The organism is Sedimentisphaera salicampi, from assembly GCF_002117005.1.
Taxonomy (GTDB): Bacteria; Planctomycetota; Phycisphaerae; order Sedimentisphaerales; family Sedimentisphaeraceae; genus Sedimentisphaera; species Sedimentisphaera salicampi.
In genome coordinates this window covers 2,602,838-2,620,499 of the sequence record NZ_CP021023.1, presented here as the reverse complement: position 1 = coordinate 2,620,499, position 17,662 = coordinate 2,602,838, and the positions used below count along the sequence as shown (strand labels likewise).

General features: G+C 48.7%; 11 protein-coding genes and 1 tRNA gene. 5 read left to right on the top strand and 7 right to left on the bottom strand.

The genetic code is table 11. The features are described 5' to 3' along the window. Nucleotide 1: 1 nt before the first annotated feature. Genes STSP1_RS09965 through STSP1_RS09950 form a run of 4 tightly spaced genes read right to left on the bottom strand, consistent with a single transcriptional unit; the run spans nt 2 to nt 4,743 of the window. Entirely contained in the window at nt 2-2,308 is a 2,307-nt protein-coding gene (locus STSP1_RS09965; protein WP_085756198.1) for a CsgG/HfaB family protein, read from the bottom strand. 14 nt (nt 2,309-2,322) lie between these two features. After that, on the bottom strand, nt 2,323-2,937 hold the full coding sequence (gene lpoB, locus STSP1_RS09960) for a penicillin-binding protein activator LpoB (protein ID WP_085756197.1): 615 nt from the start codon (nt 2,935-2,937) through the stop codon (nt 2,323-2,325). 15 nt (nt 2,938-2,952) lie between these two features. Next, nucleotides 2,953-3,375, bottom strand: a complete 423-nt coding sequence (locus STSP1_RS09955) for a YcfL family putative periplasmic lipoprotein (RefSeq protein ID WP_161491707.1) — start codon at nt 3,373-3,375, stop codon at nt 2,953-2,955. A gap of 21 nt (nt 3,376-3,396) precedes the next feature. After that, on the bottom strand, nt 3,397-4,743 hold the full coding sequence (locus tag STSP1_RS09950; protein WP_085756195.1) for a COG3014 family protein: 1,347 nt from the start codon (nt 4,741-4,743) through the stop codon (nt 3,397-3,399). Between the two features lie 194 nt (nt 4,744-4,937). On the opposite strand from STSP1_RS09950, the gene galB reads away from it, so the two are divergent. From galB to STSP1_RS09935, 3 genes are all read left to right on the top strand, one after another. Further along, nucleotides 4,938-7,427, top strand: coding sequence for a beta-galactosidase GalB (gene galB / locus STSP1_RS09945; protein WP_085756194.1), 2,490 nt, complete (start codon nt 4,938-4,940; stop codon nt 7,425-7,427). A 72-nt stretch (nt 7,428-7,499) separates the two neighbouring features. Beyond that, nucleotides 7,500-8,828 (top strand): YcjX family protein, encoded by a 1,329-nt coding sequence (locus STSP1_RS09940; RefSeq protein WP_085756193.1) that lies wholly within the window; start codon nt 7,500-7,502, stop codon nt 8,826-8,828. A gap of 11 nt (nt 8,829-8,839) precedes the next feature. Further along, a complete protein-coding gene (locus tag STSP1_RS09935) occupies nt 8,840-10,051 on the top strand; it encodes a DUF697 domain-containing protein (RefSeq protein ID WP_085756192.1) in 1,212 nt (403 codons plus the stop codon). A 165-nt stretch (nt 10,052-10,216) separates the two neighbouring features. Here the strand turns inward: STSP1_RS09935 and STSP1_RS09930 are convergent. After that, nucleotides 10,217-10,300, bottom strand: a tRNA-Leu gene (locus STSP1_RS09930). Nucleotides 10,301-10,871: 571 nt separating this feature from the next. Between STSP1_RS09930 and STSP1_RS09925 the strand changes: the two genes are divergently transcribed. Together STSP1_RS09925 and STSP1_RS09920 are read left to right on the top strand one after the other, a co-directional pair. Further along, the gene (locus STSP1_RS09925; protein ID WP_085756191.1) at nt 10,872-11,156 is read left to right on the top strand and encodes an RNA recognition motif domain-containing protein; all 285 of its coding nucleotides are present in this window, start codon (nt 10,872-10,874) and stop codon (nt 11,154-11,156) included. 218 nt (nt 11,157-11,374) lie between these two features. Then, on the top strand, nt 11,375-12,535 hold the full coding sequence (locus STSP1_RS09920; RefSeq protein WP_085756190.1) for a radical SAM protein: 1,161 nt from the start codon (nt 11,375-11,377) through the stop codon (nt 12,533-12,535). A 9-nt stretch (nt 12,536-12,544) separates the two neighbouring features. On the opposite strand, the gene STSP1_RS09915 is transcribed toward STSP1_RS09920, so the two are convergent. Next, complete coding sequence (locus tag STSP1_RS09915; RefSeq protein WP_085756189.1) at nt 12,545-16,396, bottom strand: hypothetical protein; 3,852 nt, start codon at nt 16,394-16,396, stop codon at nt 12,545-12,547. Nucleotides 16,397-16,566: 170 nt separating this feature from the next. Next, nucleotides 16,567-17,649 carry a M24 family metallopeptidase gene (locus STSP1_RS09910; protein WP_085756188.1) on the bottom strand — a complete coding sequence of 361 codons (1,083 nt, stop codon included), beginning with the start codon at nt 17,647-17,649 and terminating at the stop codon, nt 16,567-16,569. Nucleotides 17,650-17,662: the final 13 nt, after the last annotated feature.

Here is a 17,662-nt window from a genome sequence, read left to right as displayed (position 1 = left end):
ATCAATTATCATAAGGGAGACGCACTCCCCCGCTTGTGCTTTTCTCTACATTCGGTTTTCTTCCGCGGGGAGGCCTCGGGTGGTGAATGTAGCGATGGTCTTTTATCGGCCGGCAAATATTGCCCACTGCGATATCACCCTGAGTGATCTTGCCATAGGAAACCTTCGCATTCACCTTGTCTATGTAGATCGTGCCGGCAGGATTCTCAAAGCTCCCGAGCGATTTGCCGGAATAAGGATCTGTCATTTCCTCGCCGCGGGAGTAAACCTTCAGCTCAGTTCCCGGGGCAAGAACTGCCTCACCTGCATTTACAGCCGCCCTGCCTGAGGCCTTACCGACAACCTGAATGGGATAGAGCTGGTCTATGAATTTGCTGCAAACTTTAGACGCCGCAGAGCCAAGGAGGCTGCCGATGGCCTTGTTTTCCGCAAGGTCGCGTTGGTCTGAGTATGTAAGACCGGGAACCACATCCTTAACGCTGCGGTCATCCCAAGCGATGTCCATAGAATCAGCAAATTTTATCTTCCTCGTTTTCAGCTCAATGATCCTATATTCATAGCGGAAAAATGCGCTGTATTTATCGTAATCCATTCCGGCGGCTTGTATCTCGATATTTTCCTTTTTGAGATAGAAATTGGTTATGCTTCCTGCAAGCAGGTAATCTGCTCCTTCCACAGAATCCACAGCTCCCATAATTTGATCTACTGTTGAGCGTTTCATAAGAAGGTCGATTTCACGGTCGTATTCTCTTTCATACGCCCTGTCGAGCACCTGAAATCTCTGGGTTTTGCTCAAAGCAGAGGTGAGCGAGGAGCTGAAGCGTGAGGCCATAATATCAGAGGGTATCAGGGTGTCGTAAAGCCTGTATTTATCAGAAAACACCCTCGGGGGAAGAACAGCAATTGTTTTGGGCTCTATAGAGACATCTGCCTTGAGCATCTTATCCTGCTGAACGCCTGAAGACTGCTTTGCAAGATCATTTTTGATGGTGCGAGGCTGGATTTGCTTTCTGTTCTTTCTGGACTGCTCAAGCTTCCTGCAGCGGAAACCCTTCTCAATATCACCGGCTTCACCGCGTACTACCCTGCACCTCGTGAGGCTTTCCATAGGTTCAACCACCTCTAAAAGGGCTATTGGTTTATCAGCAGAGCCTAAAGACAGCCCTGTTTGAGGGTCTGTAACTTCCTCGCCTGAGCGGTAAACCTTCAGGACATCTGTATCTCTGAGGACGCCTTTGCCCTGATTAACAAAGATATCCTCTCCGGACACCTTCGCCACCATAGGCGGATATACATAGCTGCTGATTTTAGCTGCAATTTTCTCCGCAGTCATATTAGCAACTGAGGAATTAACTTCCTCAAAATCCATCTCTAAATCTGTGGGCACATCTCTTGGGATAAGATCATTAATCTGAGAGGGCGTTAGCGTTATATCGAGATTATCGGAAAGCTTAACCGACCTTTCCGGCACTGATATCAGGCTGCAGCTCAGCTCGGATTCGAGCTTGTAGAGCTTGAGCCTTCGGGAACTTTGATTTCTCACAGCATCCTGATATTCGTGCTTTTCCAGCCTGCCCGATACCATCATATCAGCTCCGAGGACGTTTGCGAGCCTCGCCTTTTCCTCTATATCGCCATCAGCGCTGAGCCATATATTTCTCTCTCGGGCAAAATCTTCGGCGTTCTGCCTGTCTAATACGTTGAAATTGTTTGTTTTGGAGAGCTTTGCAATCAAGCGGGACTGAAGCTTATCGGCATAATCTTTTGAGCCCGCCGCAGAATCAAAGGGCATCACTACAATCCGCACCCTCTTGTCTTTCGGTTCTTCAAATGCAGGCTTGTACTGATACACCTCAGCACGAACCTTCACAAAGAAACGCATAATGTAGCGGGATTTTGACGACTCATCATCTAACTGGCCGTCAACTTCCAGCTCGCCCGCCTTTTCTTCCTGAATCTCAAGCTCAGCCCTGCCTTCGAGCCTCGATTTTCTCCTCTCAACTTTGCCGGTAAACTGAACCTTCTGCTGACCGGAATCGATTATTTCATAGGTCTTTATATAGCCGTTAAAACGCCGCTCAATCTGCGGCCTTGAATAATCGGCTCCGCTTCGAGGCGTAAATTTGGGCTCTATGCTTAGCCCGCCTGCCTTGCTTACCGCGTTGCTCAAGGCATCATACAAAGCACCGTTTTCGGTTGCTCCATAGCCTTCAGCCTCTACGGCAGTTATTTGTATCTTCTGAACTCCCTCGCCTGCTGCCATCAAGGCGGCGGAGACGATGAGTAAAGCTGCTGTAATTCGTTTCATTTTATGCTCCTAAATTACCATGAAACTGACTTGCTGCTTCCTCGCTTACCGAGAACCACTTCATTCTGCCAGTATCTCATTCCTGTTGTGAGATCTGTAAGGGAAAGCTGGAAATAATACTCAACCTGCTGGGTGTTCTGGTCGTACGAGATGTTTCTCTGGATAATCTTCCCGGAAATGCTCAGCTCCGGTGCTATGAGCCTGCCTTTGTCTATCGTAGTTGACTGATCGAACTCGTCGGATTCGCGGAGTTTTCTGGTTTCTTCGATCATCTTATCTGTAGCGCCTTCCTTGCGTCCGCTCACAGCGGATGTAAAAACCACCTTGCCCGTATTGAGCATTTCAGATTCAATCTTGGCCATAAGCTGGTCTGTATCGAAATACTGCGTTGTGTCATTTTTTATATCACCGGTTGCTACGACATACCTCGAGCCGTCGGGCTTTGTGAGAACGCCTTTCTGCACCATATCCTGAACCATCCTGCTGGCAGCCTGATCAAAGTCTCTGTAGTCCAAAGCCATAACAGCCTTGCCTTCATCATTTCTCACATCAATGTTCCTTGTTGGCGATGTACATCCTGCCAGCAGAACAAATGAGGAAACTGCTATTAAACATATTGCTTTTTTCATCGTTTACGCTCCTGTTTAAAATTTGTCTCTTGTTACAACTCGGAAATTTTTCGCCTCACTCCGTGGGGCAACACCTTTGATTGTGGCAGTGGAATTGCCGCTGATGCTGAACGGAAGCCAAGTGCTTGTTTTCGTAGGCACAAGAGCACCGCTTTCATCTAACCACTCAAACTTGTACTGAAAACGTTTGGTCTTGTATGATTCGTTACTCAGGGTAATATCCACCTGATAGAAGCCGTTGGAATTTACCGATTCGGTAACAGTTTCCACCTTCACCCCCTGACCAATCAGATCGCTGACAGCCTTTGTGATGGGCGATAGAACAGGACTGCTTTGAGAAACGCCCTCACCCATCTGAACGCGCGGGTCTGTATTCTGCTGAGCGCATCCGCCGGCAAACATAACCATCATAACAGCAATTGATAAATAAAATCTCATAATATTCTCCAAATCAAACATCTAATTTAATTCTATCATCTCACAGCTAAGCTCCGCCCTGCTGCTGACTGCCCTGACGAAAACCAAGGCGTCTTTCTCCGGGGGAACTTCAACTTTCTTCTCTCTCTTTGTTCCGGGCATAAAAACGATCTCGCCGTTTTCCGGCCTTTCCATTCTGAGCACCTGAAACTCCTTTGGAAGAGAAGACCAGCTCCTGCAGTCTGCTGAAGTTGTGGCGAAGGAGTAGGCCGCACCGGCAAGCGAAAGCCAGGAACCGCCCTCTTTATACAACGCATACTGCATAGCAGCTTTCATTGTTGCAGAAACCACGGCTCTTGTAAAAATTGCGGCGTAGGTTTTGCCGAATTCCGCCTGTATCACCCTGTCCATGCTGCAGAAAGGCTCAGTAAAGTATAGATCTCCCCCTGCGGCGGCTTTTAGCCTCTCAACAGGAGCAGAGCGGTATTTAAGTTTTGGAAGAGCGATGCCAACGTAATTTATTCCGCTGGATTCAAGCATTATCGGAAGATCTATTCGGAATTCTTCTTTGTATGCTGCGAGTCCGTTTTCGAAAAAGATCCAAACTCTCGGGCTTTTATACGATTTGCCGGCTCGAAAGTTCTCAAAGTCTGAAACTGCATATCTGCTCTCGCTCACTGCCCCCGCTGCCTGTTTCAGCAGAAACTCAGCCTTGTCATCCTCGCCGTCATACTTAAAGTATATGCCCGCTGCATACGAAAGGAAAGGGTTTATATAATCGCCGTAAGGCTCGAAATTTTTAAGAGATGGGTATTTGCTGTATAAGGCCTGTTTGAGCTGGTTTCTCTGGAGATTTCGCTGAGCAAGGCTTTCCTGCTTTGCATCATTTCTTGCGGCCTGAATCTTTTCGGCGAAAAAATTCTTTGCCCTTCTCTGCCTTTCAATCGCCCTGTTGAATTCGATTCTCGCATTATCCCACTGCCCCAAAGCAAGCATATTCAAGGCTTTATAGGTGTTCAGCATCACAGCTTCGCAGTTCATAGGGTAGTAAGGCAGGATGTTATCATTTACAGCAGCTGCAGCGGCCTGATTAGCTGCTTCGTTTTTTTCCAGATTGAATTCCTTAAGATCTTCCTCTGCCTCGCTGAAAAAATCACTGCTCTTTTCATAGAGCCCTACTATTCTTGAAGCAGTGCCGGCCTGCATATTCCAGAGAACATCATTTTTTGAGGCGTCTGATTTATCTTCAACGCGGGATTCAGCATACATCAATGCCCGGCCGTAATCCCCTGAGACAATCCTTGAATCAAAAGACCTAAGGACATTACTGCTTGAGCAGCCTGCCAGAAATATAATTGAGAAAACAAAAAGTAAATAAGATTTCTTCATAAATGGAGCTCATATAACACAACTGTCGGCATTGTAACAAAACAGCAAAGAGAGTCAATAATGGCATTTTAATAAGTTCTAACAAATTTACGCTTTCCATCCCATCTTGGTTTATTTTTTCAGGAAAAAATGTAGTATAGGAACATAATAAGGTGAGTGTTTAAATAGAAATTATTATTACTGGAGAAGATAAAATGAGAAAAATCCAATTCGCTGTTTTACTCTGTCTAAGCGTATCACTTTTCGGCGGCAGAGAAAGAATTTCTTTCGACCAAGGATGGAATTTTTTCAGGTGCGGCAATATGCCGGACGGAACTACCAAAGCTGAGCCTGAAGGACTTGAAAACCCCTCTTTCAGCGACGACGGCTGGAGAGAACTGAACCTCCCGCACGACTGGGCTATTGAAGGGCCGTTCAGAATGGATCTGCCGAACCGTACGGGGAAGCTCCCCTATGCAGGAATCGGCTGGTACAGAAAAGACTTCAAGCTGAGCAAAGAAGATAAGCACAAAGAGATCTACCTTATGTTTGACGGGGCAATGTCTGATACGGAGGTCTGGGTGAACGGGGAATATGCAGGACGCTGGCCCTACGGATACAACTCCTTCTACTTCAACATAACAGAACACCTGAATTACGGCGAAGAAAATGTTGTTGCAGTGCGTCTTGATAACAAACCCGATTCATCAAGATGGTATCCGGGCGGCGGGATTTACCGGCACACATATCTGATAAAAACAGAACCCGTGCACGTTGATATATGGGGAACATTTGTAACAACACCGCTCGTGCAGACAAATAAAGCGATTGTTGAAATCAAGACCGATGTAAATAATGCCGCCGGCAAAGACTCAGGGGCAGAAATAACCCATCAGATAGCAGCACCGGATAGCGGGGAAATTGTATGCTCTGAAAGCAGGAAAATAAAAGCTCAAGCCGGCGAAACCGAGAAAACCGAGATGAGCCTTACGGTAACCGACCCGCATCTATGGAGCGTTGAAAGCCCAGACCTATACACACTTATTACAGAAATCCGGCAAAACGGCGAGACGGTTGATAAATATGAAACAAAGTTTGGGATAAGATCGGTGAAATTTACCGCCGACGAAGGGCTTTTGATAAACAATGAGCCGGTAGAGATTAAAGGCGTCTGCCTGCATCACGACCTAGGACCGCTTGGCGCAGCTATACACAAAAGAGCGATAGAGAGAAAGCTCGAAATCCTGCAGGAAATGGGCTGCAACGCCATAAGAACAGCCCACAATCCGCCTTCGCCGGAACTGCTGGAGCTTTGCGATGAGATGGGCTTTCTTGTGATGGATGAGGCGTTCGACTGCTGGGAAGAAGGCAAGACAGAAAACGACTACGGCAGGTTCTTCGAAGAATGGCATAAGAAAGACGTAACTAACCTTGTCCGAAGAGACAGAAACCACCCCTCTGTGATATTCTGGAGCTCAGGGAATGAAGTAAAAGAGCAGCGTCAGGGAGAGGAAGGCAGAGAAGTTTCCCGCAAACTGACGGGAATATTTCATGAGCTCGACCCCACAAGACCAGTAACAGTGGGCTGCAATTCATGGAAATCGGGATTTAACGGCTTTCAGAAAACTGTCGATATCATAGGATTCAACTACAAGCCGCACATCTACGGAAAATTCGCAGAAGAAAACCCCAATATGCCCTTCCTCAGCTCTGAATCAGCGTCATGTGTAAGCTCGATGGGCGAATACTTCTTCCCCGTAAAGCAGAAAAAGGATCAGGGCTTTTTCCAGTTTCATGTAAGCTCATACGACCTTTATGCCCCAAGCTGGGCAAGCAGGCCTGATCTGGAATTTGAAGGGCAGGACAGAGTTCCGCAATGTATTGGAGAATTCGTCTGGACGGGCTTCGATTATATAGGAGAGCCAACCCCATACAACAAAGACAAAACCAACCTGCTGAACTTCCAGAGCGAAGAGGAAAAAATCGCTATGCAGCAGAAGATGGATGAGATTGGCGGTAAAGCACCTTCAAGAAGCTCTTATTTCGGGATAATGGATCTCTGCGGATTCAAGAAAGACCGCTTCTACATCTATCAGGCGCGCTGGCGTCCGGAGAAGCCTATGGTTCATATCCTCCCGCACTGGAACTGGCCTGAGAGAAAAGGCGAAATTACCCCTGTACACGTTTACACCTCCGGCGACGAGGCGGAGCTGTTTCTCAACGGAACATCTCTTGGCAGAAAGAAGAAAGGTGAATATCAGTACAGGCTGGTTTGGGATGAAGTAAAATATCAGGCAGGCGAGCTGAGAGCTGTGGCCTACAAAGACGGTAAGAAATGGGCTTCCGAGGTTGTAACAACCACAAACGAACCGGCAAAGATTGAGCTTGAGGCAGGCAGTAAAACTATCAAAGCTGACGGCAGCGATCTGAGCTTTGTAAAAGTTAAGATAACTGATAACCTTGGAAAACTCGTGCCCCGTTCTGATAATATGGTTTATTTTGAGATTGAAGGACCCGGCGAGATTGCGGCTGTGGGCAACGGAGATCAAACAAGCCACGAACCGTTTCAGGCAAGCCGAAGGAAGGCCTTCAACGGCCTCTGTCTTGCAATAATACGTTCATACAAGGGCGAAACGGGAGAGATAAAATTAACCGCAAAATCCAGAAATCTTTCTTCCGATTCAGCAGTAATTACTGTAGAATAGCGGCTTAAAACCCCCGGAGGCTCAGAGAAGCCTCCGGATTTGCATTATTCTTTCAGTTTGATTGCTCCATATATGAAAAAGATTCTCAGCAAAAATGACAACATAGCGGTTACAGGAATAGCAAGAGGCGGAAAAACGGTGTTTCTCACATCCCTGCTCGCCCAGCTCGAAGAATTTGATCAGGCAGACTTCTCATTTGCCGGCAATTCGAAGATCGAGGCATTCAAAGAGCTGAGAACGAGATCTGACTTTATCCGCCAGTTCCCGCTGGACAGATACCGAGATTTTCTCGCTATGCGGGGAAGCTGGCCTGAGAAAACCTCAGACGCTTATTGCTACAGCTGTGAATACTGGCGTTCTGACTGGAAATTCTGGAAGCAAAGGCTGAATTTCTTTGACTTCCCGGGCGAGCGCATTGCAGACAGCGCGATCGCTGCAGTACCAGACTACCGGAAGTGGTCTGAACATATTCTAAGTCATCTGAAAAATCACAAATCCCTTTTTGAGGATGCCAGAGGGTATTTTGAAATACTTGAAAATCCAAGCGCCCCGCTGGAGGAGATAATCTTCGAATACAAGCTTACCCTCGCCCGGCTTATCCTGAATTTCAAGCCGCTGATTACCCCCTCCACGTTTCTCTTGAGCAAAGAAGGGATAACGGCAAAAAAAGGCTCTGTTAACGAGCTTGCCTCTCAGCGAGCTTCCGGGCTGGATTTTGACAGCGAATTCGTTCCGCTGAGCAGAGAATACTGTGAGCAAAATCCCGAATACGCAGAGAGAATGCACAAGAATTTCAGGCTGTACAGAAGAAATGTGGTGATGCCGCTGTACCGAGAGCTCGGGAAGTGCAGGAAGCTGATTGTGCTGATAGACCTGCCAACCCTGCTTGCAGGAGGCGTTGGGCAGTATAATGATAATCGGCAGATCCTCCAAGACCTCTTCCAGACCCTTCGCCCAGACTCATCAATCGGAAGAAAACTGGCAAGCACGATAAAATTCTGGCAGCGTCCGCTTGAGAAAGTCGCGTTTGCGGCTTCCAAGGCCGATATGATTTACAACGATGATATCGAAAACGGCACAGCCGAAGGGCTCTTAAGGCAGCTTACAAGCAAAGCCCGCAAGATTGTTCCCGAGGCTGAATACCGCTGGTTTGTATGCAGTGCGTGTCAGTCGAGCGTTAAGGGAGAAAAGCCCTATACCCTTCGAGGACGTCCTGCGAGAAACAACCCCGAAAAGCAGATTGTAGAATTCGAAGTGCCAAGGCTGCCGGAGAACTGGCCGGACAGCTGGCAGCCGGGAGACTACCGCTTCAAGGCCCTGCTTCCGGAAGTGCCGAAGAACACGCAGAAACCCCCAAGGCATATCAATCTTGATGCTGTATTCGATTTTATTGCAAATTGAAGGGTTAAAAAATGTACGAAGAAAATGACAATCTCGGAGACCCGCTCTCCGAAGACTTCAGCAAAAAGAAAAGTGAACAGCAGCAGACTCAAAAAAATCAAGGCTCGCAGCCTGAAACAAGCGAAGAGCCTCAGCAGGAAAAAAATGAGCAATACCGCCCGGGGGATGACGGGCTCGGTATGCCCGAGCAGGAGGCTGAGGATATCAAGGTTATCAAAGAGCAGGCGGGCGTTCTTGAAGATGAACAGCAGCTAAGCGAAAGCGAGCAGCAGGAGCAGTTTGAGAGGAAGCTGCGAGAGCTGGAAAGGTTCACCAGATTCTTCCGCTTCCCCGCTGGCCTGAAAAAAATCCTCACTCTCATACTTCTGATTGCAGCGGGCGTTTGCGGGCTTTTGATAATAAGCCAAGGCTGCGCATTCTTGAACGAGCTCAATCAGCTCACTCAGGGCTCTGAAATCCTGAGGATCTCGCTTTTGAGCCTCTTCGGCCTTTTCTCACTGCTGATTCTTTTCAGCATACTCCGTCTTCTTTTTTTCACAGGCAAACTAAAAACCTCAAAGGGAATAAACGTTCGGGCGCTTAATACGCTCTCCGAGCGGACTGAACTGCAAAAGGCTGCAAGAAAACGAAAGGCCGAGGCACGCAGAGAGCTTCAGCAGTATTTAAACGATTATCCCCTGAAGCGGGATAAAACAGATGAGCTTATCGCCTCAGGACTGAAGAAGGAAGATATTCACGCACTTACAAAAGCCAGAGACCGCCTGCTTGACGAGAACACGCCGCTCAGCGATACAGAATGGCTGAATGAATACAAACGTATGTTCCAGAGCACTCTGGACAAAGCTGCGGCGAGGGTTGTGAGCCGGTATTCGCTGAAGGCCGGAGCTGCAACGGCCGCCTCACCAGTGTCTTTTGTTGATCAGGCGATGGTGATATATGTCTGCGTTTCGATGACGCAGGACTTGATCCGAATCTACAACCTCCGCCCAGCTGCCGGACAGAGCCTCATTATGCTCTCGTTCAGCATTATCAACATCTATATCTCCGGCGCATTGGAGGAATCTACAGAGAGATTTATGGAATCTGTTTCCGAAAACATCCCGGGCGGTATTTCAGGCACATTCCAGAGCATCCTCGGAAAGGCCTCTGAGGGAACATTGAACGGCCTGTTAATCTGGCGTCTCGGAAGGAGAGTAACCGGATTTCTGAAGCCTGTGAAGTGATTAGACCTGCCGAGGAAAGTCTGCAAAAAAGTCTGCACAAATCCGCTGTAAGCAGTTGCAAGGAAACGTAGGAAGGCAAAGGAAGCAGTGATGTAAACCCTTGTGATTGCAAGAGTTTGCAAAAGAAAAGCCCCTCTCTGCAAAACAGGGCAAAAAGGGGCTATTTAGCCAAGGTGGGACTCGAACCCACACGACCTTTCGGTCAGGGGATTTTAAATCCCCAGCGTCTGCCCATTCCGCCACTCGGCCATAAATATAAGACATGGAATTATACTGAGAAACCCCTCCATTTCAAGATGTAAGATTGGCCGGCGGAAATCGGAAAAGAAATACTCACTGACTCTCACAATCACTCACGGACTCTTGCAGGGGAATAATCGCGAATCTGTAACAGTCCGTGTTGGTCGGTGCAGGCAAAAAAACGCGGGCAAGAAATCTACTCTCTGCTCGCAGCAAAAAAAGCGGCCGCACAGAAACTGCAGAACCGCTTTAACCCTTTAATCCCAGCCATATTTACCTGAGACAGTTTACGATTATAGAGAACGCAAACCTCGTTTCAAAACCATTACACGTATTTTAATAACCATTTTGCGTTCCAGACCATACATGCAAGGCTGAATGGCTTTTTGTACTGAGTTTTAATCAATTTATTCATCATTGAAAAGAAATATTGTTATTTTTTTGATATTAGTGTATATTTGTTTTGCATATACCCCAATCAACCCTATAATGCGAGCTTGATGGTTTATGTAAACCCTTTCCAAGAGACCCGGAAAGAGAAAGAAACGGGTCATCGCCCAGTAGCTATCAGGAGATTCAAATGGGCAAGAGTATCTATGTCGGCAACCTTAACTATAAGGTTGAAGCAGGCCAGCTTGAGGATGTTTTCTCAGAGTTTGGCGATGTTGTAAGTGCGAGAGTTATTCTCGACCGTGAAACAAAAAGAAGCAAAGGCTTCGGTTTTGTTGAAATGGGCGATGATGATTCTGCTGCCACTGCAATCGAAGAATTGAACGGCCACGAGTTGGAAGGAAGAACTATGAAAGTCAGCGAGGCAACTCCAAGAGAGGAAAAACCTCGCAGGTCATTTAATAGAAGAGACTAATCCAGCTATCGAGAAAGGCGGCGATAACTTGCCGCCTTTTTTTATGCGCTGAGATATAAGTAAACCGGCGCACAGCAAGATTTCATATTTCCCCCACCTCCATAAGCAAAAGCAAAAAATTTTCGGCAATCGCAGCAAATCATGAAAAATTATCATCCAGCCCTTGATTGTTCGGGTTATGTTCGGTATCATAGAGCAAAGTAAACAAGGACTGGTTTATGGCAGCTATTATCAAAAAGCCCGACTTAGAGCAAAAGCTCAGCCTCCTGAGCAGGGACGCCCAATACGACCTCGCCTGCGCGTGCAATGTGAGCGGGGAGCAGAGCCGCAGACCAGGCAGCGACGGTAACTGGATCTACCCTGCAACGCTTCCCGAAGGCGGCAGGAGCCTGCTTTTCAAAACGCTCCTCACAAACTCCTGCACAAACGACTGCAAATACTGCCCCCTGCGCGGCGTGATGGGCGGGCAGCGATTCAGCCTGAGCCCCGAGCGAATCAGCAGCGTTTTTATGGACTATCTCCGCCAAGGCAAAGTGCACGGTCTGTTCCTCAGCAGCGGCGTGCAGAGGAGCCCAGACTTCGCAATGCAGCGGCTTATCGACACCGCCGAAATCCTCCGCAAAAGGCATCGCTACCGCGGATACATACATCTCAAGATTATCCCGGGTGCAAGCGCAGCAGCGATCGAAAAGGCGGTATCGCTCTCGAGCGCGGTATCGCTGAATATTGAAACTGCGGGCGAGGAGAACTTCCGCAGGCTATCAAGCAGGAAGGACTATCTGCGGGATATCGTGCAGCCTTTAAAGCAGATAAACGAGCTCACCTCAGCCGGCGGGCGATACAGCAGGGTAAAGCAAACCACGCAGTTTATCGTGGGAGCATCAGAGGAGAAAGACAGCGAACTGCTGGCCTATATGCAGAGACTGTACGACAATATGAATATGCACCGGATTTATTTCAGCGCGTATCAGAAGGGGCTCGGCAGCCCAGATCTACCCGGGGAAAGCAACCCTGCAACTGCAAACCAGCTTCGCCTGCGGGAACACCGCCTCTATCAGGCAGACTATCTCTTCCGAATTTACGGCTTCAAGGCTTCAGAGATACCCCTGCTCAAAGACGGAAGTATGCCGGCGGAGAAAGACCCGAAGCTCGCATGGGCAAATCAGCACCCCGAGAGTTTCCCTGTGGACGTGAATTCAGCGGGAAAAACCGAGCTGCTTAGAGTTCCCGGGATTGGACCGGCAGCAGCGAAAAGGATAATCCAGCGAAGAAAGCAGGAGCGTTTGAGAGCCCTGTCTGATATAAGCAAAAGCCCTGCCGTTCAAAGCAGGGCCTGTCAATATGTAACATTCAGCGGAAGGCGGGCTTCGCTATTCTAACATTAATTTCTAATCGCTTATCTTGAGCCAGTCCTGCGATGTTTCTTTCAGGTCTTCGAGGAAGTAGTTTGCCTGCCAGAAGCTTGAAAGCTCAGAGAAATCTTCCATATCTACCGATCTGCTCTGATCCAAATCGCCTGTATGATAAATCTCTTTTGCCTCAATCAAAGCTCTCTGAAGAGCGCAGTTGTTCCACCAGCCGGCATCGATATACACAGCCAGCGGATGGCCTACTGCGGAGGTTTTGTACTTTGAGCTGAAGTAAACCGAAACATCAGCATACTCATCCGCCGGCGGATAAACCTTTTGAGATACGATATCTGTATTGGTATCGGCGTTTTGCAGAGTTAGAGTGATGCCTTTGCCTGCGGGATTTTTCGCCCGAACCCTGAGATAGTATTCAGTATCGGGCTGGACAACTGCCGATGTGTCTTTCCAGATCATATTGTGTTTAGAGCCGTTGCCCCAGCTGTATAGCTCCATCCATATTTGGCCGTCTTCTTCGATAATCTGAATTCCTCCGGTGTCATCGCCCGGTTCGTCGGGCGCCTCGGAAACCTCGTTCCAGCCGGCGGTAGTATCGAGAGCATCGCTCCACGGGGAGGTTGAGTCTGTTTCGTCGTAGTTTTCCTTGATCAGCTTTACATCATCAATGAATATGCAGCCGTTTTGGCTTGTCCCTGAGGTTATGAAACGAATCTGCGATACGTTGTAGCCGTAATCGGCAAGCCTCACTTCCGCCTGCTTGAGCCCGTCGGGGATGCCTGCGGCTGCGGAGGAGTCTAAGCCGTTGTTGTAGTATCTCGCTGTCCATACAGGCCTCCAGCTCTGGTCTGCGAAATCATAGATCTGGGCGGCTGCCCATTCGCCCGGGGCGAGGAGATCTGCATCATACTTAAAACTGAGCAGCCAGCTCCATTCGGGGTCTAATTCACGGGTTATGCTTGCGCTGCCGGCAACCTTGGCGGAATGATTTCCATTCAGCGAAGAAACAGATGCGCTGCCGGAGGCTGCCCAGCTTCCGTTCCAGCCGCTGCCGCCGGAGAAATTGCCGGACTGAAAATCATCCACGGCATCAAAAGGCCTCGGCCGAAGAACCGCCTGATTGCTGAAGCTGCTCAGCATACCGGAGAGATTCTCCGCTGCTGCAAAATACCTGTATCTTGCAAGCTCCACAACATCAGTATCGATGAAATTTGGCTCCTGAAGATTAGAGGTGATCTGTTCTATCGGATTGTTGTTTTTCAGGCGGTATATATTGAAGCCCGCAAATTCAGGACTTGCCTCGTGCTCCCAAGTGAGCTTGATCCCGCCGTCAACTACATCTCCAGTTAAATTATACGGGGCAGAGGGGGATGTATTCCCCGCAGGCCCACCATCCTGAAGATTCCATACCGCTTGCTGAGAAATATCAGATGAGGCGGCAAATCCGGGCTCGCCTGAAGAATCAATGATAAGTCTGCACGGGTCATCCTGCCTCTGAAGGCCGATATTTTCGAGATAGTAATTATCCCCCGCTTCAAGAAGCTGCCATTTGGCGAAGTCCTGATTATTATCAGTATCGGTTAGGATCAGCCCGCCCGTTGATGAGCTGGCCGCAAGCCTCTTATTCGAGGCCGAATCTATATTGTCTATATAGTAGAAGGCTCCCGCCTCCACAAACTCCCAGCGTGCAGAGTCTTCGCCGTAAGCAGCGGGCTCGGTATCGAGGTTTCCGTTTTCAGCATTGAGCCTTAAATTTCTGCCCTCATTCAACATATACATAGTGAAGTATTCCGGGCAGCGGTCAGACCAGGTAACCTCCAGATGTTTTTCAGTATGAGAGCCAACATCAATTTCCCAGCTTCTCATCGGCCCTTCGCCGCTAAAGAAAACGTCTCTGTCCATGCAGCGGAATTTCCATCTGCTGTTTAAGGCGTTTCGCTCGTTTCCGGCGCCGAACGCCCATACCCTTTTCTCGAGATCCCTGTAAACGCAGCCCGCTGTCCAAGTGGGCTCGTGGGTTTTATAGCCAAGGCGTTTGCCTCTGAGGGCTTTGGAAAATATTCCTCGGGTTTCGTCTATCTTGCCCCAGTAAATCCCGCCTTCGCCGGCGAAGCCGTGGTCTGAGCAGTTTGCCTGCACCATAAGCTCAACAATATTATGAATCTCGGGGTTTAGAAACGGTTTGCCGTCTGCGTGAGATTTGTCTAAAGACCATATTAGGCTCTCAAGCGAACCGTTTATAACGTGTGTACCGCAGATATCGGTGTACTGCGATGTAGCGGAATACCAGCTTTGGAAGCTGTTTGAGCTGAGCGTTGAAGGGCCGAGAAGCGGAATCGAATCCAGCTCCGGCCTCGTCCTGTATTCGGCCATTATATCGGCCATCGCAGATTTTGTGGCCACAGGCCAGTCCCAATCCGGCTCGTTGAACACCTCAACGAATGCCCAGTCGCTCATTGAATAGCCGTAGGTACTGTTTACGTAGTTAATCGCTGCTATAAGCGCATCAACCCAGCGGTCGGGGATAATCTCGCCATCGGAGATATACCAGTCTGCCACTTCGTGGTGCACATCGGTAGGAAGAAGCATTATAGAGAGATCGGCCTCGCTCGCCCGCCCTGCCTGAGCCATAGCGCTGTCTATGGTATTTTTGGCTGAATCTGGGAGCTTGGGCTCCCCGCCTTCGTAAGTGAGAGGCTCTATCACCCTGGAGCTTATCCGCACAACATCGAGAAGTGAGCCCAAATTATCTAATGCTGCGTCCATATTATTGCTGGTGATCCAAGTCTGATCTGTTCCCCAGTAATCAAGGGATTTGTCTTCCCCTGCGGCTTTAGCGGAGAAGTAAACGGTGTTTGCTTCAGGCGGATTTGCCTCAATGCAGACCTTTCTAACAGCTAAATTGCTCCACCAGCCAGGATTGATTTCAATTCCAAGTGTCTTGCCGGCAAGCTCTGGATTCTCTGCCGTATCAAAACGCACCTCGCAGCTGCTGAAGTTTTGGGTAGAGGGGTAAACGGTTTCCGCCGCTATTACCTCCTGAGGGTTATCAGCATTGAATATCTTCAGCTCAACAGGATCGCTGTTATCGTAGCTCAGGATTTCCGCTGTGAGGCTGTATATTGTTCCCGGGCGGGAAGCTGCATCAGTTGCTCTGCTTATTTTTACCCTCTTAGCCCCATCCCACCAGCTGTTCAGGCGGAATGACATATCACCATTTACTTCTGCCGCTCTTATTCCGCCGGTATCATCGCCGGCCTCATTCTCGGCCTTCGAGTCTTCTGTCCAGTCGGCGAGCGTTTCTGCGGGGTCGGTGAAAAGCCGCAAAGCTGCAGCAGCAGGACGCCCTGTATCAAGATGAATCTTGCGTATGCCCAGATTATTCCAAGAGCCGGCATTGATCTTTATCCCGATCGTTTTGCCGATAATATCGGGATTTTGATCAGTGTCAATACATACCTGAAAGTTCCTGAAGCCGTCTGTTTCAGGATAAACGGTACGTGAATCAAGAGTTTCCGAGGGCGCGCCGGCATTGAATAAAGCAAGCGTTACAGGCTTGCCGTCTGAATAGCTCTCGATTTCTGCTGTAAGGCAGTAGATTTTGCCGGCTTCTGCATCTATTGATGTGTTTTTCGTGATTTGTGTGCTTTCTGCCCCGTCCCACCAGCTGTTGAGCTGGAAAACAATTTCTCCGTTCTTCACAACAGATCTGATACCGCCTGTGTCATCGCCGGCCTCATTTGAGGACTGCGAGTCTTCTGTCCATCCCGCGAGAGTGTCAGCGGGGTCTGTGAAAAGCCTTTCGCCGCTGACAAAAGCGCTGCATACACAAAGCAGCAAAGCCTGAAACAAAACTGTACGCATTTTCAAACACATATTATAGCCCTTATATAAACTCAAATTATTCGTAAATGCTTTCAATAAGCCTTATATTATATATCTTGGAGGCTGGATTTTTTCTAAATTCTGCATTTTCTATAAGAAAAAAGCCTGCACCATTTGTTCGGACAGGCCTGTATTTCAAAAAATGATAACGCTAAACACTTCTAAAGCTTGATTATCTCCATCTCAGGGCTTTTCTCGCCTCGTGAGAGTATTTCCCGCCCTTTTTCTGTTACGAGAATATCATCTTCGAGCCTTATGCCGAATTTCCCGGGCAGATATATCCCGGGCTCAACAGTAACAACGTGGCCCGGGGCGAATACATCCGGGCTCTTGCCCGAAAGGCGGGGCTGTTCGTGTATATCGAGGCCGAAGCCGTGGCCTGTGCCGTGTCCGTAAACATCAAAGCCGCTGTCTTTAATCGCTTTTCTTGCCGCTTTATCCGCCTCCGACATCCTAACGCCCGGAGCTATCATATCGATTGCTGCCTTCTGAGCCTGCTTTACCGCTTCATATGCCTTGCGGTATTCCCTGCCGGCTCTGCCAACAGCAAAGCTTCTGGTTATATCGCTGCAGTAGCCCTGCCAGGATGCGCCGTAGTCTATGAGGATATAGTCGTTCTTGCGAAGCTTTCTTTTTCCCGGGATGTGGTGCGGCTCGGAACCGCCTGCTCCGAAGCAGGCGATAGTTGTGAAAGCCCTGCCTGCAGAATGCCTTCTCATTTCATACTCGATAAGGCCTGCGAATTCGCTTTCAGTAATTCCCGGCTTTAGCTCTGCTAGGGCCGCCTGCAGAACGCTTCCTGAAATCTTAACCGCTTTTCTGATATTTGCGATTTCCGCCTTGTCTTTTATCGCCCTCACTGAAGAGATAACGCCCTCTATCGGGTGGAGCTGAACGCCAAATTTCTCTTCGATATCCTGAGAAGCACCGTAAGGCATATCCCGCTGAACAGCGATATTTTTTACAGTCTTATATTTCTTGATAATCCTGCCAGCCGCCTCAATCATTGAGCCTTTCCTCGAAATGATCTTACATCCGAAGCATTCTCCCTCTGCCTGCTCGGTGTATCTTGAGTCCGTGAGAAGGAACACCTGCCTCGGCGTAACCATCACCCAGCTGTCATCCCCGCGGAAGCCCGTGAGATAGTTCACATTCGCCCATGAGGTAAATATTCCCGCCTGACATTTTTGCTCATAGATATTCTTGCGTACGCTTTTAATCCTCTGCTGGAAAAGCTCTTTCATAACAGAATCTCCA

What these genes read in the sequence shown, in the direction of transcription:
- STSP1_RS09965 (WP_085756198.1), bottom strand. Translation starts at nt 2,308, where the DNA reads ATGAAACGAATTACAGCAGCTTTACTCATCGTCTCCGCCGCCTTGATG.
- lpoB (WP_085756197.1), bottom strand. Translation starts at nt 2,937, where the DNA reads ATGAAAAAAGCAATATGTTTAATAGCAGTTTCCTCATTTGTTCTGCTG.
- STSP1_RS09955 (WP_161491707.1), bottom strand. Translation starts at nt 3,375, where the DNA reads ATGAGATTTTATTTATCAATTGCTGTTATGATGGTTATGTTTGCCGGC.
- STSP1_RS09950 (WP_085756195.1), bottom strand. Translation starts at nt 4,743, where the DNA reads ATGAAGAAATCTTATTTACTTTTTGTTTTCTCAATTATATTTCTGGCA.
- galB (WP_085756194.1), top strand. Translation starts at nt 4,938, where the DNA reads ATGAGAAAAATCCAATTCGCTGTTTTACTCTGTCTAAGCGTATCACTT.
- STSP1_RS09940 (WP_085756193.1), top strand. Translation starts at nt 7,500, where the DNA reads ATGAAAAAGATTCTCAGCAAAAATGACAACATAGCGGTTACAGGAATA.
- STSP1_RS09935 (WP_085756192.1), top strand. Translation starts at nt 8,840, where the DNA reads ATGTACGAAGAAAATGACAATCTCGGAGACCCGCTCTCCGAAGACTTC.
- STSP1_RS09925 (WP_085756191.1), top strand. Translation starts at nt 10,872, where the DNA reads ATGGGCAAGAGTATCTATGTCGGCAACCTTAACTATAAGGTTGAAGCA.
- STSP1_RS09920 (WP_085756190.1), top strand. Translation starts at nt 11,375, where the DNA reads ATGGCAGCTATTATCAAAAAGCCCGACTTAGAGCAAAAGCTCAGCCTC.
- STSP1_RS09915 (WP_085756189.1), bottom strand. Translation starts at nt 16,396, where the DNA reads ATGTGTTTGAAAATGCGTACAGTTTTGTTTCAGGCTTTGCTGCTTTGT.
- STSP1_RS09910 (WP_085756188.1), bottom strand. Translation starts at nt 17,649, where the DNA reads ATGAAAGAGCTTTTCCAGCAGAGGATTAAAAGCGTACGCAAGAATATC.